This window comes from Winogradskyella luteola, assembly GCF_019203985.1.
Lineage (GTDB): Bacteria > Bacteroidota > Bacteroidia > Flavobacteriales > Flavobacteriaceae > Winogradskyella > Winogradskyella luteola.
The window spans coordinates 211,934-228,981 of the sequence record NZ_JAGSPD010000007.1; the positions used below are offsets into that span (position 1 = coordinate 211,934).

16 protein-coding genes are annotated in these 17,048 nt (G+C 33.2%); 7 read left to right on the top strand and 9 right to left on the bottom strand.

Translation table 11 applies throughout. The features are described 5' to 3' along the window. Nucleotides 1-36: 36 nt before the first annotated feature. The 4 genes from KCG49_RS10510 to KCG49_RS10525 are packed head-to-tail and all read right to left on the bottom strand — an operon-like array spanning nt 37 to nt 3,210. Entirely contained in the window at nt 37-786 is a 750-nt protein-coding gene (locus KCG49_RS10510) for a cyclase family protein (protein ID WP_218546369.1), read from the bottom strand. Continuing rightward, complete coding sequence (gene hemW / locus KCG49_RS10515) at nt 783-1,982, bottom strand: radical SAM family heme chaperone HemW (RefSeq protein WP_218546371.1); 1,200 nt, start codon at nt 1,980-1,982, stop codon at nt 783-785. Before hemW ends, KCG49_RS10510 begins: the two co-directional genes overlap by 4 nt. 6 nt (nt 1,983-1,988) lie before the next feature. Beyond that, on the bottom strand, nt 1,989-2,567 hold the full coding sequence (gene ruvC, locus KCG49_RS10520) for a crossover junction endodeoxyribonuclease RuvC (RefSeq protein WP_218546372.1): 579 nt from the start codon (nt 2,565-2,567) through the stop codon (nt 1,989-1,991). Between the two features lie 4 nt (nt 2,568-2,571). Then, the gene (locus KCG49_RS10525) at nt 2,572-3,210 is read right to left on the bottom strand and encodes an outer membrane beta-barrel protein (RefSeq protein ID WP_218546374.1); all 639 of its coding nucleotides are present in this window, start codon (nt 3,208-3,210) and stop codon (nt 2,572-2,574) included. A gap of 27 nt (nt 3,211-3,237) precedes the next feature. Here KCG49_RS10525 and KCG49_RS10530 point away from each other — a divergent pair, with 27 nt between their 5' ends. From KCG49_RS10530 to KCG49_RS10545, 4 genes are all read left to right on the top strand, one after another. Further along, the gene (locus KCG49_RS10530; RefSeq protein ID WP_218546375.1) at nt 3,238-4,206 is read left to right on the top strand and encodes a lysylphosphatidylglycerol synthase domain-containing protein; all 969 of its coding nucleotides are present in this window, start codon (nt 3,238-3,240) and stop codon (nt 4,204-4,206) included. After that, on the top strand, nt 4,203-5,369 hold the full coding sequence (locus KCG49_RS10535) for a glycosyltransferase family 2 protein (RefSeq protein ID WP_218546377.1): 1,167 nt from the start codon (nt 4,203-4,205) through the stop codon (nt 5,367-5,369). The genes KCG49_RS10530 and KCG49_RS10535 overlap by 4 nt, the downstream gene beginning before the upstream one ends. A gap of 89 nt (nt 5,370-5,458) precedes the next feature. Further along, nucleotides 5,459-6,322, top strand: coding sequence for a hypothetical protein (locus KCG49_RS10540; RefSeq protein ID WP_218546378.1), 864 nt, complete (start codon nt 5,459-5,461; stop codon nt 6,320-6,322). Beyond that, nucleotides 6,323-7,060 (top strand): Bax inhibitor-1/YccA family protein, encoded by a 738-nt coding sequence (locus tag KCG49_RS10545; protein ID WP_218546380.1) that lies wholly within the window; start codon nt 6,323-6,325, stop codon nt 7,058-7,060. Between the two features lie 36 nt (nt 7,061-7,096). On the opposite strand, the gene KCG49_RS10550 is transcribed toward KCG49_RS10545, so the two are convergent. Both KCG49_RS10550 and KCG49_RS10555 read right to left on the bottom strand, forming a co-directional pair. Beyond that, nucleotides 7,097-7,573: a hypothetical protein gene (locus KCG49_RS10550; RefSeq protein WP_218546381.1), complete on the bottom strand. Its 477-nt coding sequence runs from the start codon at nt 7,571-7,573 to the stop codon at nt 7,097-7,099. 173 nt (nt 7,574-7,746) lie between these two features. Continuing rightward, nucleotides 7,747-8,106, bottom strand: coding sequence for a BlaI/MecI/CopY family transcriptional regulator (locus KCG49_RS10555; protein ID WP_218546382.1), 360 nt, complete (start codon nt 8,104-8,106; stop codon nt 7,747-7,749). Between the two features lie 115 nt (nt 8,107-8,221). On the opposite strand from KCG49_RS10555, the gene KCG49_RS10560 reads away from it, so the two are divergent. Next, entirely contained in the window at nt 8,222-8,719 is a 498-nt protein-coding gene (locus KCG49_RS10560; RefSeq protein ID WP_218546384.1) for a DUF456 domain-containing protein, read from the top strand. Between the two features lie 239 nt (nt 8,720-8,958). Here the strand turns inward: KCG49_RS10560 and KCG49_RS10565 are convergent, their stop codons facing one another. From KCG49_RS10565 to KCG49_RS10575, 3 genes are all read right to left on the bottom strand, one after another. Then, entirely contained in the window at nt 8,959-9,627 is a 669-nt protein-coding gene (locus tag KCG49_RS10565; protein WP_218546385.1) for a response regulator, read from the bottom strand. Beyond that, a complete protein-coding gene (locus KCG49_RS10570; RefSeq protein WP_218546387.1) occupies nt 9,624-11,582 on the bottom strand; it encodes a tetratricopeptide repeat-containing sensor histidine kinase in 1,959 nt (652 codons plus the stop codon). The genes KCG49_RS10565 and KCG49_RS10570 overlap by 4 nt, the downstream gene beginning before the upstream one ends. Nucleotides 11,583-11,796: 214 nt before the next feature. After that, on the bottom strand, nt 11,797-11,967 hold the full coding sequence (locus tag KCG49_RS10575) for a hypothetical protein (RefSeq protein ID WP_218546389.1): 171 nt from the start codon (nt 11,965-11,967) through the stop codon (nt 11,797-11,799). 952 nt (nt 11,968-12,919) lie between these two features. On the opposite strand from KCG49_RS10575, the gene KCG49_RS10580 reads away from it, so the two are divergent. Together KCG49_RS10580 and KCG49_RS10585 are read left to right on the top strand one after the other, a co-directional pair. Beyond that, nucleotides 12,920-15,952 (top strand): T9SS type A sorting domain-containing protein, encoded by a 3,033-nt coding sequence (locus KCG49_RS10580; protein ID WP_218546391.1) that lies wholly within the window; start codon nt 12,920-12,922, stop codon nt 15,950-15,952. A gap of 463 nt (nt 15,953-16,415) precedes the next feature. Then, nucleotides 16,416-17,048: hypothetical protein (locus KCG49_RS10585; protein ID WP_218546393.1), on the top strand; the 633-nt coding region annotated here is incomplete at its 3' end.

The window sequence follows — 17,048 nt, forward strand, 5'->3', positions numbered from 1 at the left end:
ATGCTGAAACGAGTTCAGCATTACAAATAGAGTTTATTATTCTATAATTTTGTACAATATTGGCTTACTTGGTGTCGCGTCATTTTCAAAAGGCGCAATCTGAAGATTGAGCATATAAGTACCATCTTCAATTTTATTAGACACATAAATAAGCTCTGTTATAGTAGCATCTTTTCTTAATCTACCCTTTGTATTCCAAAATGCGTTATGTGCTCTTAATTCGCCACCATCTTCTTCCCTATCTATACTTGGCAAATCAAAAAGTAAATGCTTTATCCCTTTTCTTACTAATAAGTTTATGGCGTCCTCCATAAAATAGGCCCAATTGGTATTAGAATACTGCATGGATTTTTTGTCCTTCATATTAGGAAGTGTTCTTACAACCAAAGCATCTCGTTTCTTGTTACCAAGAGCAAACTGAAGCTGTTTAGCAGAAATCACATTATCTTTCATATACTTCTCAGGTGCCACACTAACCACTTCAGCTAAAAAGAAAAATTGTTTTAAGTGTTTATTAATCGAATAGCTTTCTTTTACGATGTGGCCAACAGTTTCTGTATGTGTACAATGAGAATGTGGATTAAAGGTTATAGTGTTAAAGTTGACAGATGCCCCTTCTTCCACACTAATAATATCATTATCAAAAACTTCTGGTTCAATTTTTGGCGGTCCAATATGCCAAGCATTTACGTTAGTTATGTTCCCTTTTATGGGCATAGAAATATCTAAAGGCTGTGACAAATCTATTTTTAGTTTTCTAGAATTGTATTGTATTGTTGCTATCAAGATAGATTGAGTTTAAATAGTTCGCTTGCAATACCATCACTTAAAAATTGTCCTTTTTTAGTGACTTTTATGTGGCCATCATCAATATACAATAAATGTTGATTTATAAAAACTTTGGATTGCTCAATTAAGTAATCTTTAAAGACTGTGCCAAAATCAGTTTCAACTTTGGTGAACGACACTCCCCAGATGGTGCGTAAACCTGTCATTACATATTCGTTATATTGATCGGTAAGCGTAAGTTTTTCTATCTCAATTGGCAATGTATTTTGTTGAATGGCTTTTATATATTTTGAATTGTTTCTCACATTCCAACCACGTTGTGTTCCTTTGAATGAATGCGCTGAAGGTCCAATACCCAAATAGGGTTTGCCTTGCCAATATGCCGAATTATTTTTACTAAAATAATCGTCTTTACCAAAGTTTGACAGCTCGTAATGTATAAAACCCTCATCCTCTAATCTATCCTTTAAAATATGAAATTGCTCATGAGCCTGTTCGTCATCAACATTGTCTATAATGCCTTTTTTAATAAAAGAAGCCAGAGTTGTTTTGGGTTCTACGGTTAAGGCATAACTAGAAATATGTGGCACATTATAACTTAAAGCAGTTTCAATATTTTCTAACCATTGGTCATTTGAAGCATTAGGGATTCCATAAATTAAATCGAGTGATATATTATCAAAGTGCTTTGTCGCCTCTTCTAAACAAGCTTTAGCTTCTTCGGAGTTATGAGCACGGTTCATAAGTTTTAAATCGGTTTCAAAAAAGGATTGAATGCCTATACTTAGTCTGTTTATTGGTGTATTTGTTAAGTCGATTATTCGTTGATAAGACAAGTCATCTGGATTCGCCTCAAGTGTAATTTCGGGATGGTCAATGACGTTGTAATGTTTATAAACCGAATCAACTAAAAATTGTAATTCGCCAATAGCCAATAATGAAGGTGTTCCTCCACCAAAATAAATAGTCTCTACTGTAGTGCCTTTAAATTCATTTTTACGAAGTTCTAACTCTTTTACCAGCGCATTCACTAATTCATCTTTCTTTTTTAATGAGGTTGAAAAATGAAAGTCGCAATAATGGCAGGCTTGTTTACAGAATGGTATGTGAATGTAGATACCACCTGAAGCCGCTTTTAACTTCCCCAAAAGGGAAGGACCATTAACTACACCTTCTTCTGGTTGATTTTTCATTCTGACTCATTTTCCCTTTTGAGATTTAAGGGGCTTTTCTATTCGCTTTTCATTCTGTTTTACAAAAGCAGACCAGCCTGTATAACTTTTACCAACCTGTACACGACCTTGGTTGTAAAAATGACAAACCGCAGCAGCCAAACCATCTGTGGAATCAAGGTTTTTTGGCAACTCTTTTAACTGTAGTAGACTTTGAAGCATCTTCGCTACTTGTTCCTTACTGGCATTTCCATTACCTGTAATTGCCATTTTTATTTTTTTAGGAGAATACTCAGTAATAGGCACCTCTCTAGAAAGGCCTGCAGCCATGGCTACGCCTTGCGCTCTGCCCAACTTCAACATACTCTGAACGTTCTTGCCAAAGAACGGAGCTTCAATCGCTATTTCATCAGGATGATAGTTGTCGATCAATTCTACAGTACGTTCAAAAATAAGTTTTAGCTTAAGGTAGTGATCATCATATTTTTTGAGTTGCAATTCGTTAAGCTGCATAAAGCTCATGGTTTTACCAACAACTTTAATGAGCCCAAAACCCATAATGGTGGTTCCTGGATCAATACCTAATATAATTTTTTCTTTAGTCATTATTTTAATCGCAAAATTGACAACCGCTCAAAGAGATCGCTAACCCAAAAGTTAAGTTAAATACGTTACCATTAAACGCTCCCAAACCACTTAAAACTGGGTCGTAATCATCTAATGATGTAAAACCATATATATAGGCCAAGTCCGTATATACCGAAACTTTTTTACTTATGGCATAGTGAACTTCTAAGCCACCAAGAAAATTTAGATATGACTGTTTGTTTTCATCAAGATTCCCTAGAGGTTTTACAAACGAATATCCAGGGCCAGCATGTAAAACTGTACGAATCTGTGGTGGTAAAAAATCAATATAACTTGATGGATCATATACAAATTGTACATTGACACGTGAATAATTTATCTTCACCTCAGGTGAAACGTTATCTAACTTAAAACGATTAAAACCATAATCTAATTTAACACCAAACTGTTGCTTAAACATATGCTGAACACCAATATTAACTGTAGGCAAGTTAATGGATTGTGCTTCCGTACCTTCAACAAAACCGTTAGCAGAAGGACTGTTAAAACCGACTGCAAAAAGTGCTTTCCATTTGCTGGTCTCTTTAAACTGTGCATGACTATTTAAAGCCATAAAAATGACACTAAAAAATAATAGGTATTGTTTAAAATAGGGCTGCATATCTAAGTTTTTGGTTTAATTTGTAATATGTACTCAAGCGTACCTTACAAAACTAAGCAATTCTTCTTTGTACTTATTAAATTGAGTATTGTTGTTGGTGCATTTTATTTTATTTATTCAAAATTGGTAGAAAACGAAAATCTACAATTCAGTGAATTTTGGTCGTTTCTGAAGAAAAACGATGCATTTTCAACAAAAAATATAGTCTTTTTAATCATTTTGAGTGTTTTTAACTGGTTTTTTGAAATTCTCAAATGGCAATTTTTGGTAAAAACCATAAAACAGATTTCATTTAAAAACGCTTTAGAACAAAGTTTAGGTGGTTTAACAGCTTCACTAATTACACCAAACCGTATTGGTGATTATGGTGCAAAAGCCGTGTACTATGTTAAGTCATTTAGAAAACAGATTGTTTTATTGAATCTTTTAGGCAATATGGCTCAAATGACCATTACCACTATTTTTGGTGTGGTTGGATGTATCATTTTTGTAAACCACTATCAAATTGATGTCGACTATTATAAAATGGCAAGGTTTGGTCTCATACTTGTTATGATTAGTTTTTTTGCAATTTTCGGCACAAAACAAAAACGTTTTAAAGTAAAGGGATATTCGATTGCGCGTATTTTAGATTACATCAAAGGAATTACTGTGAAAACACACATTATCAATCTTGGTTTAGCACTAATTCGTTACTTGATTTTCTCTTTTCAATTTTACTATTTACTTATAATATTTGGTGTAGAAGTTGATTATACTAAAGCGATGGTCGTTATTACAAGCATGTATTTTTTAGCTTCTATTGTGCCGTCGATTTCAATTTTTGATGTCGTTATCAAAGGGAGTGTTGCCGTTTTTCTGTTTGGATTTGTCGACGTGAACGAACTCACGATTTTATCCATAATCTTGCTGATGTGGGTATTGAACTTTGCTACACCCAGCTTGTTTGGCAGTTATTTTATTCTGAATTTTAAACTACCAAAAACAGAAGAATGATCTCTACCATAGCCATAATTATTATTGTAGTTTATCTTTTTCTGATTGGTATTTTTATCTATGGATTTGATATGGTCAATGGTTTTGAACTTCAGGATTTGGAACCCAAAAATCAATTCTCAATAGTAATTCCGTTTAGAAATGAAGCTGATAATTTACCTCAATTACTAGATTCGATTTCTAGGCTCAACTATCCTAAAAACTTATTTGAAGTAATTTTGGTTGATGATGCTTCGAGTGATAATTCGGTAGGATTAATTAGAGATTTTATTTCCAATAAATCTCTAGGAAGCACTTCAAATTTACTTAGTGAGCACAATCAAGGCGGCATAAAAGTTATTCAGAATATTCGTGTTTCAAACGCACCAAAAAAAGATGCCATTAATTCTGCAATCACTATTTCGAAATATGAATGGATTATAACTACCGATGCAGATTGTATTTTACCAACATACTGGCTTGATGTTTTTGATGAGTACATTCAGACGACAGACTCAGATTGTATAGCAGCTCCTGTAACTTACAACGTGCAACAGAGTTTTTTTGATCGTTTTCAAACTTTAGATATTTTAAGCTTACAAGGAATAACCATTGGCAGTTTTAGTATCCGCAAACCTTTTTTGTGTAATGGTGCAAATTTTGCATATCGAAAATCTGTATTTAAAGCCTTAGAAGGTTTTGATGGCAACACTGAAATTGCAAGTGGAGATGATGTTTTTTTACTTCAAAAATTTATTGAAAAGGATGCTAAAAAAGTGCGTTATCTTAAATCTCAAAAGGTTATCGTAACTACACGTCCTGTTTTAAATTTTCAAGAATTAATTCAGCAACGCTTACGTTGGGCTTCCAAAACAAGTAAAAGCTCTAATAATTTTTCAAAACTTGTTGGTTTGTTGGTTGTTTTGGCTAACCTCTTCTGTATTTTAATTATTCCTTTGGTACTTTTCAACCTACTAATGCTAAAAACTGCCTTGGCCTTATGCGTTATTAAGTTTAGCATTGACTTTCTTCTAATTTACAAGGCCACTCGCTTTTTTAAGCAGAAAAACGTATTATTTTCTTTCCTTTTTTCAAGCCTATTATATCCTTTTTTTAGTATTTACATAGTTGTATTGTCATTATTTAAGTCCTACAAATGGAAAGGAAGAACCTTCAGAAAATAATAGCATATTGAATATTTTTGGTAGCTTTACTCTATAATAAGTATGTGATCGTTCTACGAACTATTTCAAAAACCAAATCCTAACAACCAATGAGAAAGATATTTTTATGTGTACTGCTTTTTTTGGCTTTTCAATTTAACCATGGTCAAGAGCGTTATACCATTAATGGAGAAACACTAGAACTTAAAACCGAAATTGATGGTAAACTAGATTTACTTTGGAATATCGTTGACGGTAACTATCGCTACTTTGTGAGAACTGAAAACGGCACTATTACTGAGCTAAAAAATACTAAAGATGCTGATAAAAACTATCAAGAAGAATACAAAACGACTTTGAGTGGCTTAACCGACGGAATGGCTACAGAAAAATTAAAGTTGACGCTCTTTAGCCTCAGAAATTATATTGATGCTTACAATACTTCAGTAGACTCTAACTATAACTCAACTTACACTGTGAGCAAGGTACAGTTTAGGCTCGGTTTTTCTGGCGGAATTACCAATAATCCTTTTGTTGGCAACCCCAATAATGAAAAAGCACCAATGCTAGGTGCAGAACTAGAAATTTATGAAGCTAACGTGTTGCCTAGACATTCTGGTTTTTTACAGGTTCGCCATGCTTTTGATAGTGATGATTTTCCGTACAGCACTACAGAATTTTCATTAGGTTACCGTTACAGAATAATAAATAAAGAACGTTTTTCAATTTATGGACAGGTGAAGCTTGCCACCATAAATTTTACTGACCTCACTTTCATTAATGAAGATGATATGGAAATTGACCAAAATGACACATCTTTTGACATTCCTTTTATTTTTGGAATTGGATCTGATATTAAAGTTGGAAATAACAGTTATATCACTATTATTTATGGTGAGTTATTTGCTCTTTTATTAGATAACCAAGGTAATTTTTCAACTGATATTGCCATTGGTTATAAATTCAATCTATAAATGAGTTTACGAAATTTTAAAACCTCAAATCCTGTTTTCAATGGTTATTTTTGGGATGATGGCAAATCGTCTACAAGAACTATGTCTGTCGCTGGCATCTTCTTTAAATCCATGCTTGGGATTTTAATCATTGCTGCTATTACAGCTTACCTCTGGAAACTAAACGAAGAAGGTACACCTATGAAATGGTTTACGCTGGGTGGCATGTTGGGCGCTATTGTAATGAGTGTTTTAATTTCGGTACGTCAAAACTGGGCTTCTATTTTAGTTCCACTTTACATTATAGCCAAGGGCTTCTTTTTGGGTGGTTTTTCGTCTTATGCACATCGTAATTTTCCTGAGCTACCCTATCAAGCCATTGGGGTTACCATAGTTACTTTTTTTGTAATGCTTTTATTCTATCAATTACGTATTATTGTTGTTACCAAAAAACTACGTAGCGTCATCATTACTGCAACTGTTAGTATTATGGTGGTATATCTCATTTCTTGGATTTTAGGATTTTTTGGTATTAAAACCTACATTTGGGGAACATCTTGGTTAGCCATTGTGTTTAATGTTTTGGCTGCTATTGTTGCCTCTTTTGCTTTACTTTTAGATTTTGATTATATAGAGCGTTATAAAAATAGGGCACCAAAACAAAAAGAGTGGTTAGCCACATGGGGGCTTTTAGCAACACTTATTTGGTTGTATGTAGAAGTATTACGGTTGATGCAGAAGTTGGCAATACGATTTTGACTGACAGGCTTAGTCACCAAAAACATTGCATAAAATCTAGTCAATTTTGACTATAACCGGTAGCTCAAAAGCTGTAGTGACTTGTTGCCCTCTTTTAATCGCAGGATATATTTTTGGAACACGCTTTAAGCTCTGCCTGAGTAAACTATCTATTTTTGGTATTTGAAATTGGGTTTCTGGCTTTACCATTATAGATTCAACTTCCAACTGCCCTTTGTTATCAATAATAAGTCTTAACCTAATAGTATCATTTACATCCTCTGATACAATAATATTTTGACTTCCTAAATATAAATTGACACTTTCAAGAAATGTATTCTGAAAACAAATTTTACTATCTTCTTTTGCTGTAATAGAATCGCAACTGCCAAAGGTTGGATAAGTATCTACATCATTCCAATTTAAAGTTTGTAGCTCTTCTTTATATAGATCTTCGGAATTTAGTTTTTTCTTTTCAAAATAACTGCATGAGGTTGCGAATAGCAAAACAAAAAGAAAAAGAATCGGTTTCATTAGCTCATTTTGATACCGAAATGTACGATTTTTTAGAATTTTAGTGCTCTTCCAATAATTTTTCTTCTTTAAGTTGTTTCAGTTTGTCCTCAGCAAAAGGCTTAAAAATTGATTTTTGATGCTTTTCAATATAATATTTGTACATCTTAATTTTAGCATCTGTACCAGCATAATCACTTGTTCTTATTAATCTCGGTAAGTAGTGTTTCAATATCCTTGACATCCATATCATTTTTCTGGACAAAGAATGACACCATGCTCTTAAAAGATCCTTGAAAATAATTATCTATCAATTTATTTATAGATTGATTACTATAAGCATCCACATCCACAATCGGAAAGTAAACATGGCCTTTACCTTGTTTTTCGTAATCTACAAAGCTTTTAGACTCTAGTATCCTAACTATGGTAGAAACCGTATTGTAGGCAGGTTTTGGTTCTGGCAAGATTTCTATTATAGATTTAACGTTGGCTTTTTTTAGCTGCCACAAGGCTTGCATGATCTGCTCTTCTGCTTTTGTGAGTTGTTTCATGATTGGGTATTCGTCAATCAAATATAACTAAAGATTTAGTTTTAACTAATGATTTAGTTGAAAATGTAACTTTGATTCAATTATTGCGTCATATAAACAAATTTAAATTATTTGTATGGAACTTTTCTTAGTGCTGATTGCACTACTATTAATGATATTAGGGATCATCGGTAGCTTCTTACCTATTCTACCTGGACCGTTGACCAGCTGGGTTGGTCTTTTGGTATTACATTTTACTGATGGAGTAGAATTGGGTAGAACATTTTTGATTGTAACGCTTTTGGTGGCAATATTTGTGTATGTATTAGATTATATCATCCCTGCCATAGGTACAAAACGCTTTGGAGGGAGCAAAGCGGGCGTGGTTGGCACAACGCTTGGCCTAATTATTGGTTTGCTTACTCCTATTCCTTTCGGAATTATTATCGGTCCTTTTATTGGGGCACTTATTGGAGAGATGATTCACAGAAATGATATAGAAAAAGCGCTAAAGGCTGCTTTTGGGTCTTTTTTGGGTTTTATAGCCTCAACTTTTTTAAAATTCATTGTAGCCATAATTTTCTTAGGCTTCTTTATTGTAAAGCTATCTGAACATAATACCAGTGTATTCTAATAGAAAAAAACCTAGTAACTTGAGATGCTACTAGGTTTAATTTTCTTGCTATTAACTCAACAATTACTTAAGAGGGATTAATTAATTCTTGTTGACATGGTGTAAAAGTAGACAACTGTTTACACTTTTTGTTGTGGAAAAACCGTAGACTTGTTGTGGAAAAACCGTACTTTGTAGTATTTAAAAGGGTTTGAAGCGTGCTTTTTAAACTTGGATATTGATACTTTTTTTACTTTTTTCTATAAATATCCTTTTTCTCTCGCCTCCACTAACAAGGTTTCGTCCTTACCATCTGTAACTGAAAACAATAATTTTAGCTGCTTTTTTCGTTTTTCGATAGCACTTGTAGATAAAGGAATATACTCACTGAGGCTTTTGGTTTTAATACCTTGGGACAATAAATGTAGAATTTTTCTATTAATATCATCCACATATATTTCACTCCGAATTGTCTTTTTTACATAGTTGCTCACGGTACTGCTGTAATAAGGCGGGTATCTTAGAATCTGTTGAAATGCATCAGCCAATTCCATAGACGTTAAATCGCTTTTAATGAGAAAACCATCTGGGTTTATTTCTTTAATAATATTATGAATGCGAAACGATTCATTAAACATTGTAAGGATTATGATCTTAGCCTCTGGTAACACTCTTTTTGCTAAAAGTGCCAAGTCTTCTCCCGAGGCATACCTACCATCCTCGGATGGTGGTAAGCTTATATCAAAAAAGCAGACATCGTAAGGCGTATCTTTTGATGCTCTATTTATCATTAATTGGGCAGTGTCACAATTATTGGCCGTGTCAATTAGCAAGGTCTGGTCATCTTCTTTTGTTGCCATTAACACATTTTGGTAGCCTTCTATAATTATTGGGTGATCGTCTACCATTAAAATGTTAATATGTTTCATGTCGATTGGTTTGTGTAGGGGATTTTAACATTAACCTTTGTACCATTACCAGATTGAGAGGTAAAGATGATTTTTCCATTAATATCTTCAACACGAGATGTCATGTTTTTTAAACCAATACCTTTTTTACTTTTCGATGTGTCAAATCCCTCTCCATCATCGATGATGTCTAGGCAAATTACACTTTTTTCTAATGAAATACTAATTTTTATAGCTTTGGCGTTGGCATGCTTATAGATATTTTGCATGGATTCTTGTATAATCCTGTAGATATTAATTTTGGTTTTATTAGGTACAATATCCCAGCTAATATCGTCCGTGTAATCAAAATCATATTTCAAACCATAGGCTTGCGTCTGATTCTCAATAAGTTCTGAAACAATATCCATAAATCCGGTACCTGAGACAAAATCAGTGTTTAATTCATGGGATATTTTACGAATGTCTTCTTCTATAGTTTTTAACTGACCTATATAATTTGCTCTGGTCATCATAGCCTCTTTTCCATCCTTAAAATTAATGCTGTCTAAACTAAGGCGTGTCCCAAAAAGCCGACCTAAAACACCATCGTGTAATTCTTCTGAGATACGTTTCTTTTCTTGTGTCCTCGCTTCATCGACTTTGTCTTGTTGACCAAGCATTAGGTTATAGATGTCCTCGTTTGCCTTTTGTCGTACCTGTATAAGTTTTAACTTTCTATTTTTAGCACGTTGTGATATTACAACATAGGTCAGTATAGCTGTTAACAATAATCCTATTGATAAAATGGCTAAATATAAGTTTTCTTTGGATATCTGTTCGTTTTCAGCTTCGAGTTGGTCGGTTTGAAGCTCTATTCTGGCATGCTTGTTCCGCACACCTCTTTCAACCTTTAATAGGCTATCTGTAATTTTAATATGTTCATTTAAGTATTTTACAGATTCTTCCCCTTCATTTAATTTGGACAGTAACAGTAATGACTCCAGAAGAATTTCGTTTGATTCTATGTTCTTAGCTAAATTATAAGCATCCTTAACTTTGCTTAAAGCGTTTTGCTTTTCGTCAATCCCCATGTAAAATTTTGCCATGCTAATTGCTGTTCCCATCTTTGTAATGTCATCATCAATACTATCAGCAATTTGGTATGAGCGTTCAAACGTATCTATTATTTCTTTCTTTTGATAAGATCCCGTTAAGAAATTTGTGTATGCCAAATTTTCCAATATTAATGCATAGAATGAAGGGTCTTTTTGATATAGAGTATTACTATCTAAAATATTTTCAAATATCTTAATAGCCTCAGCATATTTTCCTTGTTTCCGTTTTACAAAAGCTATATTATTTAAAGTATAAATGCTATTGTTAAAATCATTTTCCATTCGTTGGGCAACCTCATAAGCCTCATTATAATACTCTAAGGACTGTTGGTCATCATCCAAAGCCTCAGATATACTGGCTAATGTGTTATACAAAATCCATTTTTGATCTTGAATGTCATTTGTTTCTTCAACACCATTTAATAATCTTAAGGCCTTAACAGCACTCTCACCTGCACCAAAATAATCTTTACCATCTAATTGTAATTTGGACAAACTGCCTAAAGCATATGAGAGATTAACATCAGCATTAATCTTATCAAAGGCTTTTACCGCTTTAGAATAGTAATAATAGGAACTATCTTTTCTATCATTTAGAAAATAAGCATAACCAAGGGCATTATATGCATGAGCAAGAGAACTGGAATCGTTAAGTCTTTTAGCTAAAAGCTTTATCTTCTGATTGCTTTCTATATAGCCAGAAAAATCTTCATTGTTAAAATAGTAATTACGTATTTTTTTTTGAGCAAGTAAAAGGATGGAATCATTTTGTAATTCCTTGGCTAGGGAATTGGCTTTGTTTAAAAAATTAAGCTGTTTTGAACTGGAGAAATCTTTATTTTCGGAATAGCTTATAAGACTAAATATGCTATCTATCATTATCCTCTCATTGATAGACTGAGAATAACTAAGCTCTATTACTGAAAGTAATATTAATATTCTTAGGAGAATTGACTTCAATAGTTATGATCTGAATATTTAACCAAATTTAAAGTAAAATATCCTTTTTTTTCTTTTTTATCTGTATCAATGCAAAAAAGCCTTTACAAATTAATGCAAGGGCTTATCATACATTATAAATAAAAATTAAATACTATCCGTTAGTAGGTGCTTTTAATTTATTTTTTTTGTGGGCCAACAGATTAATGTGTGTTGAGCTCTCCTTATAAGTTGGCTCATTATTCACAACTTTATCAGATTGTACACCAGACACAGTTAACATAGCGATTGCAACTAAGGCTAAAGTAATTTTCAGGGTTTTCATAAATATCAATTTAGGGTTTATTAAATAGTCAACATTAAATTTGCATAACGATTATCGTTACACTGAGGGAAGGGAATGGATTATTAACTATTATAGGTCTTAACCTAAAATTGTACTAAAATAAAACGAGGGACGTTTTAATGAGACAACCAGTGTCTTGTAGTAAAATGGATTAAAAATTTCCTTGATAAGCGATTTGAGGTCTTAAGAAGGACTACAAATATAAGGCTATTAAATGTAAACGAAGAAATATCATCGATAAAATGTTTGTTTTTATCGACAAAAATCGTTTATTTCTTTATAACATGTTGAAAACTGTATAAAATACTTCGATCCACACTAATAAAACAATAGTACAAAACAAAAAAGCATCCCGATTTTCTGTAAGGAAAAAAGGAAAGCTTCTCATTGGATTACCTTTAGTTAAAAGGCTTTCACTACGTCTCAAATAAAATTTGAGAACAACACAACTATCTTTAGTATTGAAAAACTTTTTATTAAAAGCCGCTTCAATCAATAAGGACTTCATTAAAAACGGTTCTAGTTATACTATATCAATTAAGTTTGATCATAGTATTTTGAAATTTTCGATTATCATAATTACAAATAAGAAAATTATCTACATTCCAAGATTTACAACCGGGTACAAATATAACTAAATTTTAAATCTTCGCAACACTTACTACTTGAAGAATTATGATAAAAAATACTTAATCGCTTTCATAAAGAAGTAAATACAAGAACTATATACAACATACATTATAGAAATTATTTTAGAATATAACTTATTAAAAATCATGTGTTTAACACAAAAATTCTTCTTTTAAATTTCAGGAAATACAAAAGTATTAGTCTTTATATGTAGTATATAAATTCATAACATTACAAGGATAAAAATAACATTTTAAGATTAGTTCTTTGATGTTAATTGTAAAACTAAATTAACTTAAATATGAGAAAAATTACCTTGCTTATTACGATGCTGTTGAGTATTACAGCATTCGCTCAAGTAGAAATCATTGAAAATTTTGATAGTTCGCAAAATTTCAGTCTTCCTGATGGCTGGTCCCAGACAGGATTTTTTAATGCCTCAGAAGTTAACCCTTGTGGGGGAAGCGGAAAAAGTGCCACGGTAGATATGCAGCCTTTTGCAATTCCAGGGGAAGCTACTTTAACCACACCCAGCTACACGTCTGCAACCAATGCTACTGACCTAACCATCAGCTATTCTATTAATGTATATGAACAATCTCCTATTTTTCCACCCCCAGCTACACAAAATTCACCTATGGCAGGATGGGGTAGCGTGGTGCTTGAGTATACATTAGATGGCGGTACTAATTGGATAACCGCATCTACAATAGATGATTCTAACTTTACTTTTACTGATGCACAAAACTGTACTGAGATACCTGCAACAAACTTAGGTCCGTTGGCCGCTGGCAGCGACTTTCAAGCACGTTTTGTTGTTGATGTACAAAATAATGTATCCGATAACTATTCTTTTGTGGTAAGCATAGATAATGTTTCGATAACGCAAGAACCAACTACCACGCCTAACTGTGATGTTACGCTGTTGTCTCCAACTACCGACACTAACCTTGATGAAACTTTAATGTGGCAAGCCGCTACAGGTTTACCTACCGGATATACCGTTTCGATAGGAACAACTTCAGGAGGTACAGATGTATTAGACAATGAAGTCTTAACAGAAACGAGTTATGCAATGTCTGGACTAGGCTTGGCTTACGACACACAATACTTTGTTAACATTGTACCGTTTAATGGCTTTGGTGATGCTACTGGCTGTACAGAACAAACTTTTACCACACGTTCAGAACCTATAGAAGGGGCTACATGCTCAAATCCATTTGAAGTAACTTCTTTTCCGTATGTCGTAGCCAACGATAGTACAGGAGATTATGAAAACAACATCAATGAAGGGCCTTGTGGTAATTTTCCAGCTGCTTTTATAGACGGTTATGATGTATTTTATACTATTACCCCAACTACAGATATTTCAATTGATATTAATTTGGCTACGATATCTAGCAATGGTGCAGCCATACATGTTATGGAAGACTGTCCAGATGTAGCAACAAGTTGTGTTGCTATAGTAGGTGATGACTATTCTAATCCTCCACCATATAATTTAGAAATTAATGATTTAACACTACTAGCAGGTAATACTTATTTCGTAGTATTGAGTAGTGCAGGTTTTGATAGCAATTACACTTATAGTTTAGTAATTACTGAAAACAGCTGTATCAACCCTACATTCTCAGTAACACCAGTTCCTAATTGCACAAACGATGAATTTAATGTTGATGTCGACGTAACCTATCTAGGTGGCGCTTCATCTTTAACATTATCAGATAACTTCGGTAATACGGACAATAACATTACTTCTACTGGTATAGTTAGTTTTGGGCCATATGCAAGTGCTGATGTCGTTGAATTTACATTAATAAATAACGATGACAATACATGTTCTGCCACTGACTCAACATTTTTCTATTGTCCTCCTGAAAACGATGATTGTTCTAATAGCATAACACTAGATGTAAATACAGACGGCACATGCACCTTATTTACAAATGCAACTAATGCAGGTGCATCAGAATCCCTGAGTGACCCTGTTAACTGTGAATTTACTGGCACTAACGATGTCTGGTTTAGTTTTACTGCTACTCAAACTACTATGGTTGTAGAATATCTTAATGTTACTAATCTCGTTGGTGAGTTTGGTACGCTTCAAGCTACAGAATTACTCGAAGGAAGTTGTGGTTCGCTTACAAGTATAGCCTGTTACACAAATAACTATATTACATTAAATAATTTAACAGTAAGCAACACATACTACATTAGAAATAGTTCTAGTGGCACTGGGGAATCTGGGCAAAAATATGATATTTGTTTACGGGAAACTCCAACTCCCCCTGTTAATGACGACTGTTCTGGTGCTATTGCATTAACTCTTTCTACCGATGAGAATTGTGACAACCAGCTGTCTGGCTCAACTTCGGGAGCAACACCTTCTCCAGATAATTCATGTAATGAAGGTTTTACAGAAAACTGGAAAGATGTATGGTATACATTTACGGCTTCAGAAGATGGGCTTTATGAATTTTCATTTAACCGAGTAGGTTTTGATCCAGGAGCTGATTATTTCATCTATTCAGGAGCTTGTGGGGCTCTAGTTGTAGAAAGTCAATCTTTTTGTTTCAACACAAACCCAGAATCTTTAGAAATGGATAATGGAGAGACCTTTTACATTATGGTAAGATCGGGTGATAACGGTCCTGGAATAGACTTTGACCTTTGCGTGTTTAAATTACCACCTCCAGTATCTAATGATGATTGTTCTACACCAATAGAATTATTAGAATCTACAGACGCAAGTGGAAACAACATGATTTCTGGTAATTTTGACAACTCATATCCTTCAGCAGAGTCTTGTGATACTAGTGCTAGTACTATTTGGTATAGCTTTACACCTACCTATACTGGTGAGTATAACTTTAACTTTACAGCAGGATCTGGATTCCCTTACTATACTGTATATAATACTGATGATTGTTCTCAAACAACTAATAATTTTGCATCTGGTTTTACGTGCTACACCACTGGACCAGTGGCCTCAGATTTAGTTGCAGGTAACACGTATTTAATTTCTGTTTTTAGTTATTCAGATACTGATACGTTCGATTTATTAGCTTATCCCGATCCTTCTTTGAGTGTAGCATCTAATAATTTAGACGCATTTGAATACTATCCAAATCCAGTTGTTAATAGCTTAACTGTTAAAGCCAAAAGCCTTATTTCAACTGTAAGCGTTTACAATATCTTAGGTGAAAAAATTCAAGATTTTGCACCTAATGATTTAGAGGCTGAAGTTAACATGAGCCAATTGAACGATGGTGTATATTTCGTTAAACTAACGATCAATAATGTGCAAAACACTATTAAAGTTATTAAAGAATAACCCCTTAATTACATTAATAACTATCTAACTATATGGGCTATATTAAAATATAGCCCATATTTTTTTAGCATTACAATTATACTTTTTACAAAGTGTCATTCTTAATGAAACAAATAAGAAGTTTCAATCTGCTCTAAGCTACAAAACTTAACCATTTTCAGAGAGTCACTTTTCTCTCTACCTAAAGTATAAAGAAAACCTAACTGCTTTTATATATCAAAATTTGATAAGATATGATGGAAATATCTTTAAGCGAATTGTTTATTTATAATAAAAAATAATGTACTGCAGTAATTCTTTTTTAAAGTTTAGTGTGTACATTTATGTTTATTTTTATGAGAATTATGGATATAATTTCATAATCTTATAGTGATTTTTATACATGACCCATTTTTTGACACATAAAAGTATAGCCAGTTTATCTAAGGTTTTTTTTGCAAGAAAAACTTTAAAACTTGTAATTGTGGCTTTATTATGTTCAAAAAGCATATACCCACAACAGGATAACCTTATAACACGGGCTAAAGAACTCGTATATTCAAACCCTGATGAATCTATCAAAATAGCAGACCATATTTTAAATATCTCCCACCAACCAGAAGAAAGTGCGATAGCTAATCTATTGCTCTCCAAAGGCTATTTGGTAAAAGGAGATTATAATAATGCTTTGCTTCATGCCTTTGATGAAATTAATCAATTTGAGGACATAGCCATAGAAACACGAATAGAAAACTATATCCTTAAGGCTACACTCTTACGAAAACTATACTTAGACACCCAATCTGGTGAATACCTCAATAAAGCAAAAATGCTGGCTTCTAAAATGGATTCAGGAAAAAACCATATAAACTACCTGATTTTTTTAGAGCGAACAAACATGCTATTGGATAGGCTTAATACAAACGAGGCGATCTTAGATATTAGAACATCAGAAATTAAATTCGAAACTTTACTAAAAAATGATGTGGATAAAGAAAGGGCTTATTACCTAATCAAGGAACGTGCTTTCAATAGACTATCACAATATGATTCGGCTTTTGTGTATATGAACAAAACTCGCGATCTTTTAGAGCTTTCAAAGCAAAATAATCTTTAT

Bases quoted from the DNA above. Each gene is read 5' to 3' on its own strand.
- hemW (WP_218546371.1), bottom strand. From the start codon at position 1,982: ATGAAAAATCAACCAGAAGAAGGTGTAGTTAATGGTCCTTCCCTTTTG.
- KCG49_RS10550 (WP_218546381.1), bottom strand. From the start codon at position 7,573: ATGAAACCGATTCTTTTTCTTTTTGTTTTGCTATTCGCAACCTCATGC.
- KCG49_RS10555 (WP_218546382.1), bottom strand. From the start codon at position 8,106: ATGAAACAACTCACAAAAGCAGAAGAGCAGATCATGCAAGCCTTGTGG.
- KCG49_RS10580 (WP_218546391.1), top strand. From the start codon at position 12,920: ATGAGAAAAATTACCTTGCTTATTACGATGCTGTTGAGTATTACAGCA.
- KCG49_RS10545 (WP_218546380.1), top strand. From the start codon at position 6,323: ATGAGTTTACGAAATTTTAAAACCTCAAATCCTGTTTTCAATGGTTAT.
- KCG49_RS10565 (WP_218546385.1), bottom strand. From the start codon at position 9,627: ATGAAACATATTAACATTTTAATGGTAGACGATCACCCAATAATTATA.
- ruvC (WP_218546372.1), bottom strand. From the start codon at position 2,567: ATGACTAAAGAAAAAATTATATTAGGTATTGATCCAGGAACCACCATT.
- KCG49_RS10540 (WP_218546378.1), top strand. From the start codon at position 5,459: ATGAGAAAGATATTTTTATGTGTACTGCTTTTTTTGGCTTTTCAATTT.
- KCG49_RS10525 (WP_218546374.1), bottom strand. From the start codon at position 3,210: ATGCAGCCCTATTTTAAACAATACCTATTATTTTTTAGTGTCATTTTT.
- KCG49_RS10575 (WP_218546389.1), bottom strand. From the start codon at position 11,967: ATGAAAACCCTGAAAATTACTTTAGCCTTAGTTGCAATCGCTATGTTA.
- KCG49_RS10530 (WP_218546375.1), top strand. From the start codon at position 3,238: ATGTACTCAAGCGTACCTTACAAAACTAAGCAATTCTTCTTTGTACTT.
- KCG49_RS10560 (WP_218546384.1), top strand. From the start codon at position 8,222: ATGGAACTTTTCTTAGTGCTGATTGCACTACTATTAATGATATTAGGG.
- KCG49_RS10570 (WP_218546387.1), bottom strand. From the start codon at position 11,582: ATGATAGATAGCATATTTAGTCTTATAAGCTATTCCGAAAATAAAGAT.
- KCG49_RS10535 (WP_218546377.1), top strand. From the start codon at position 4,203: ATGATCTCTACCATAGCCATAATTATTATTGTAGTTTATCTTTTTCTG.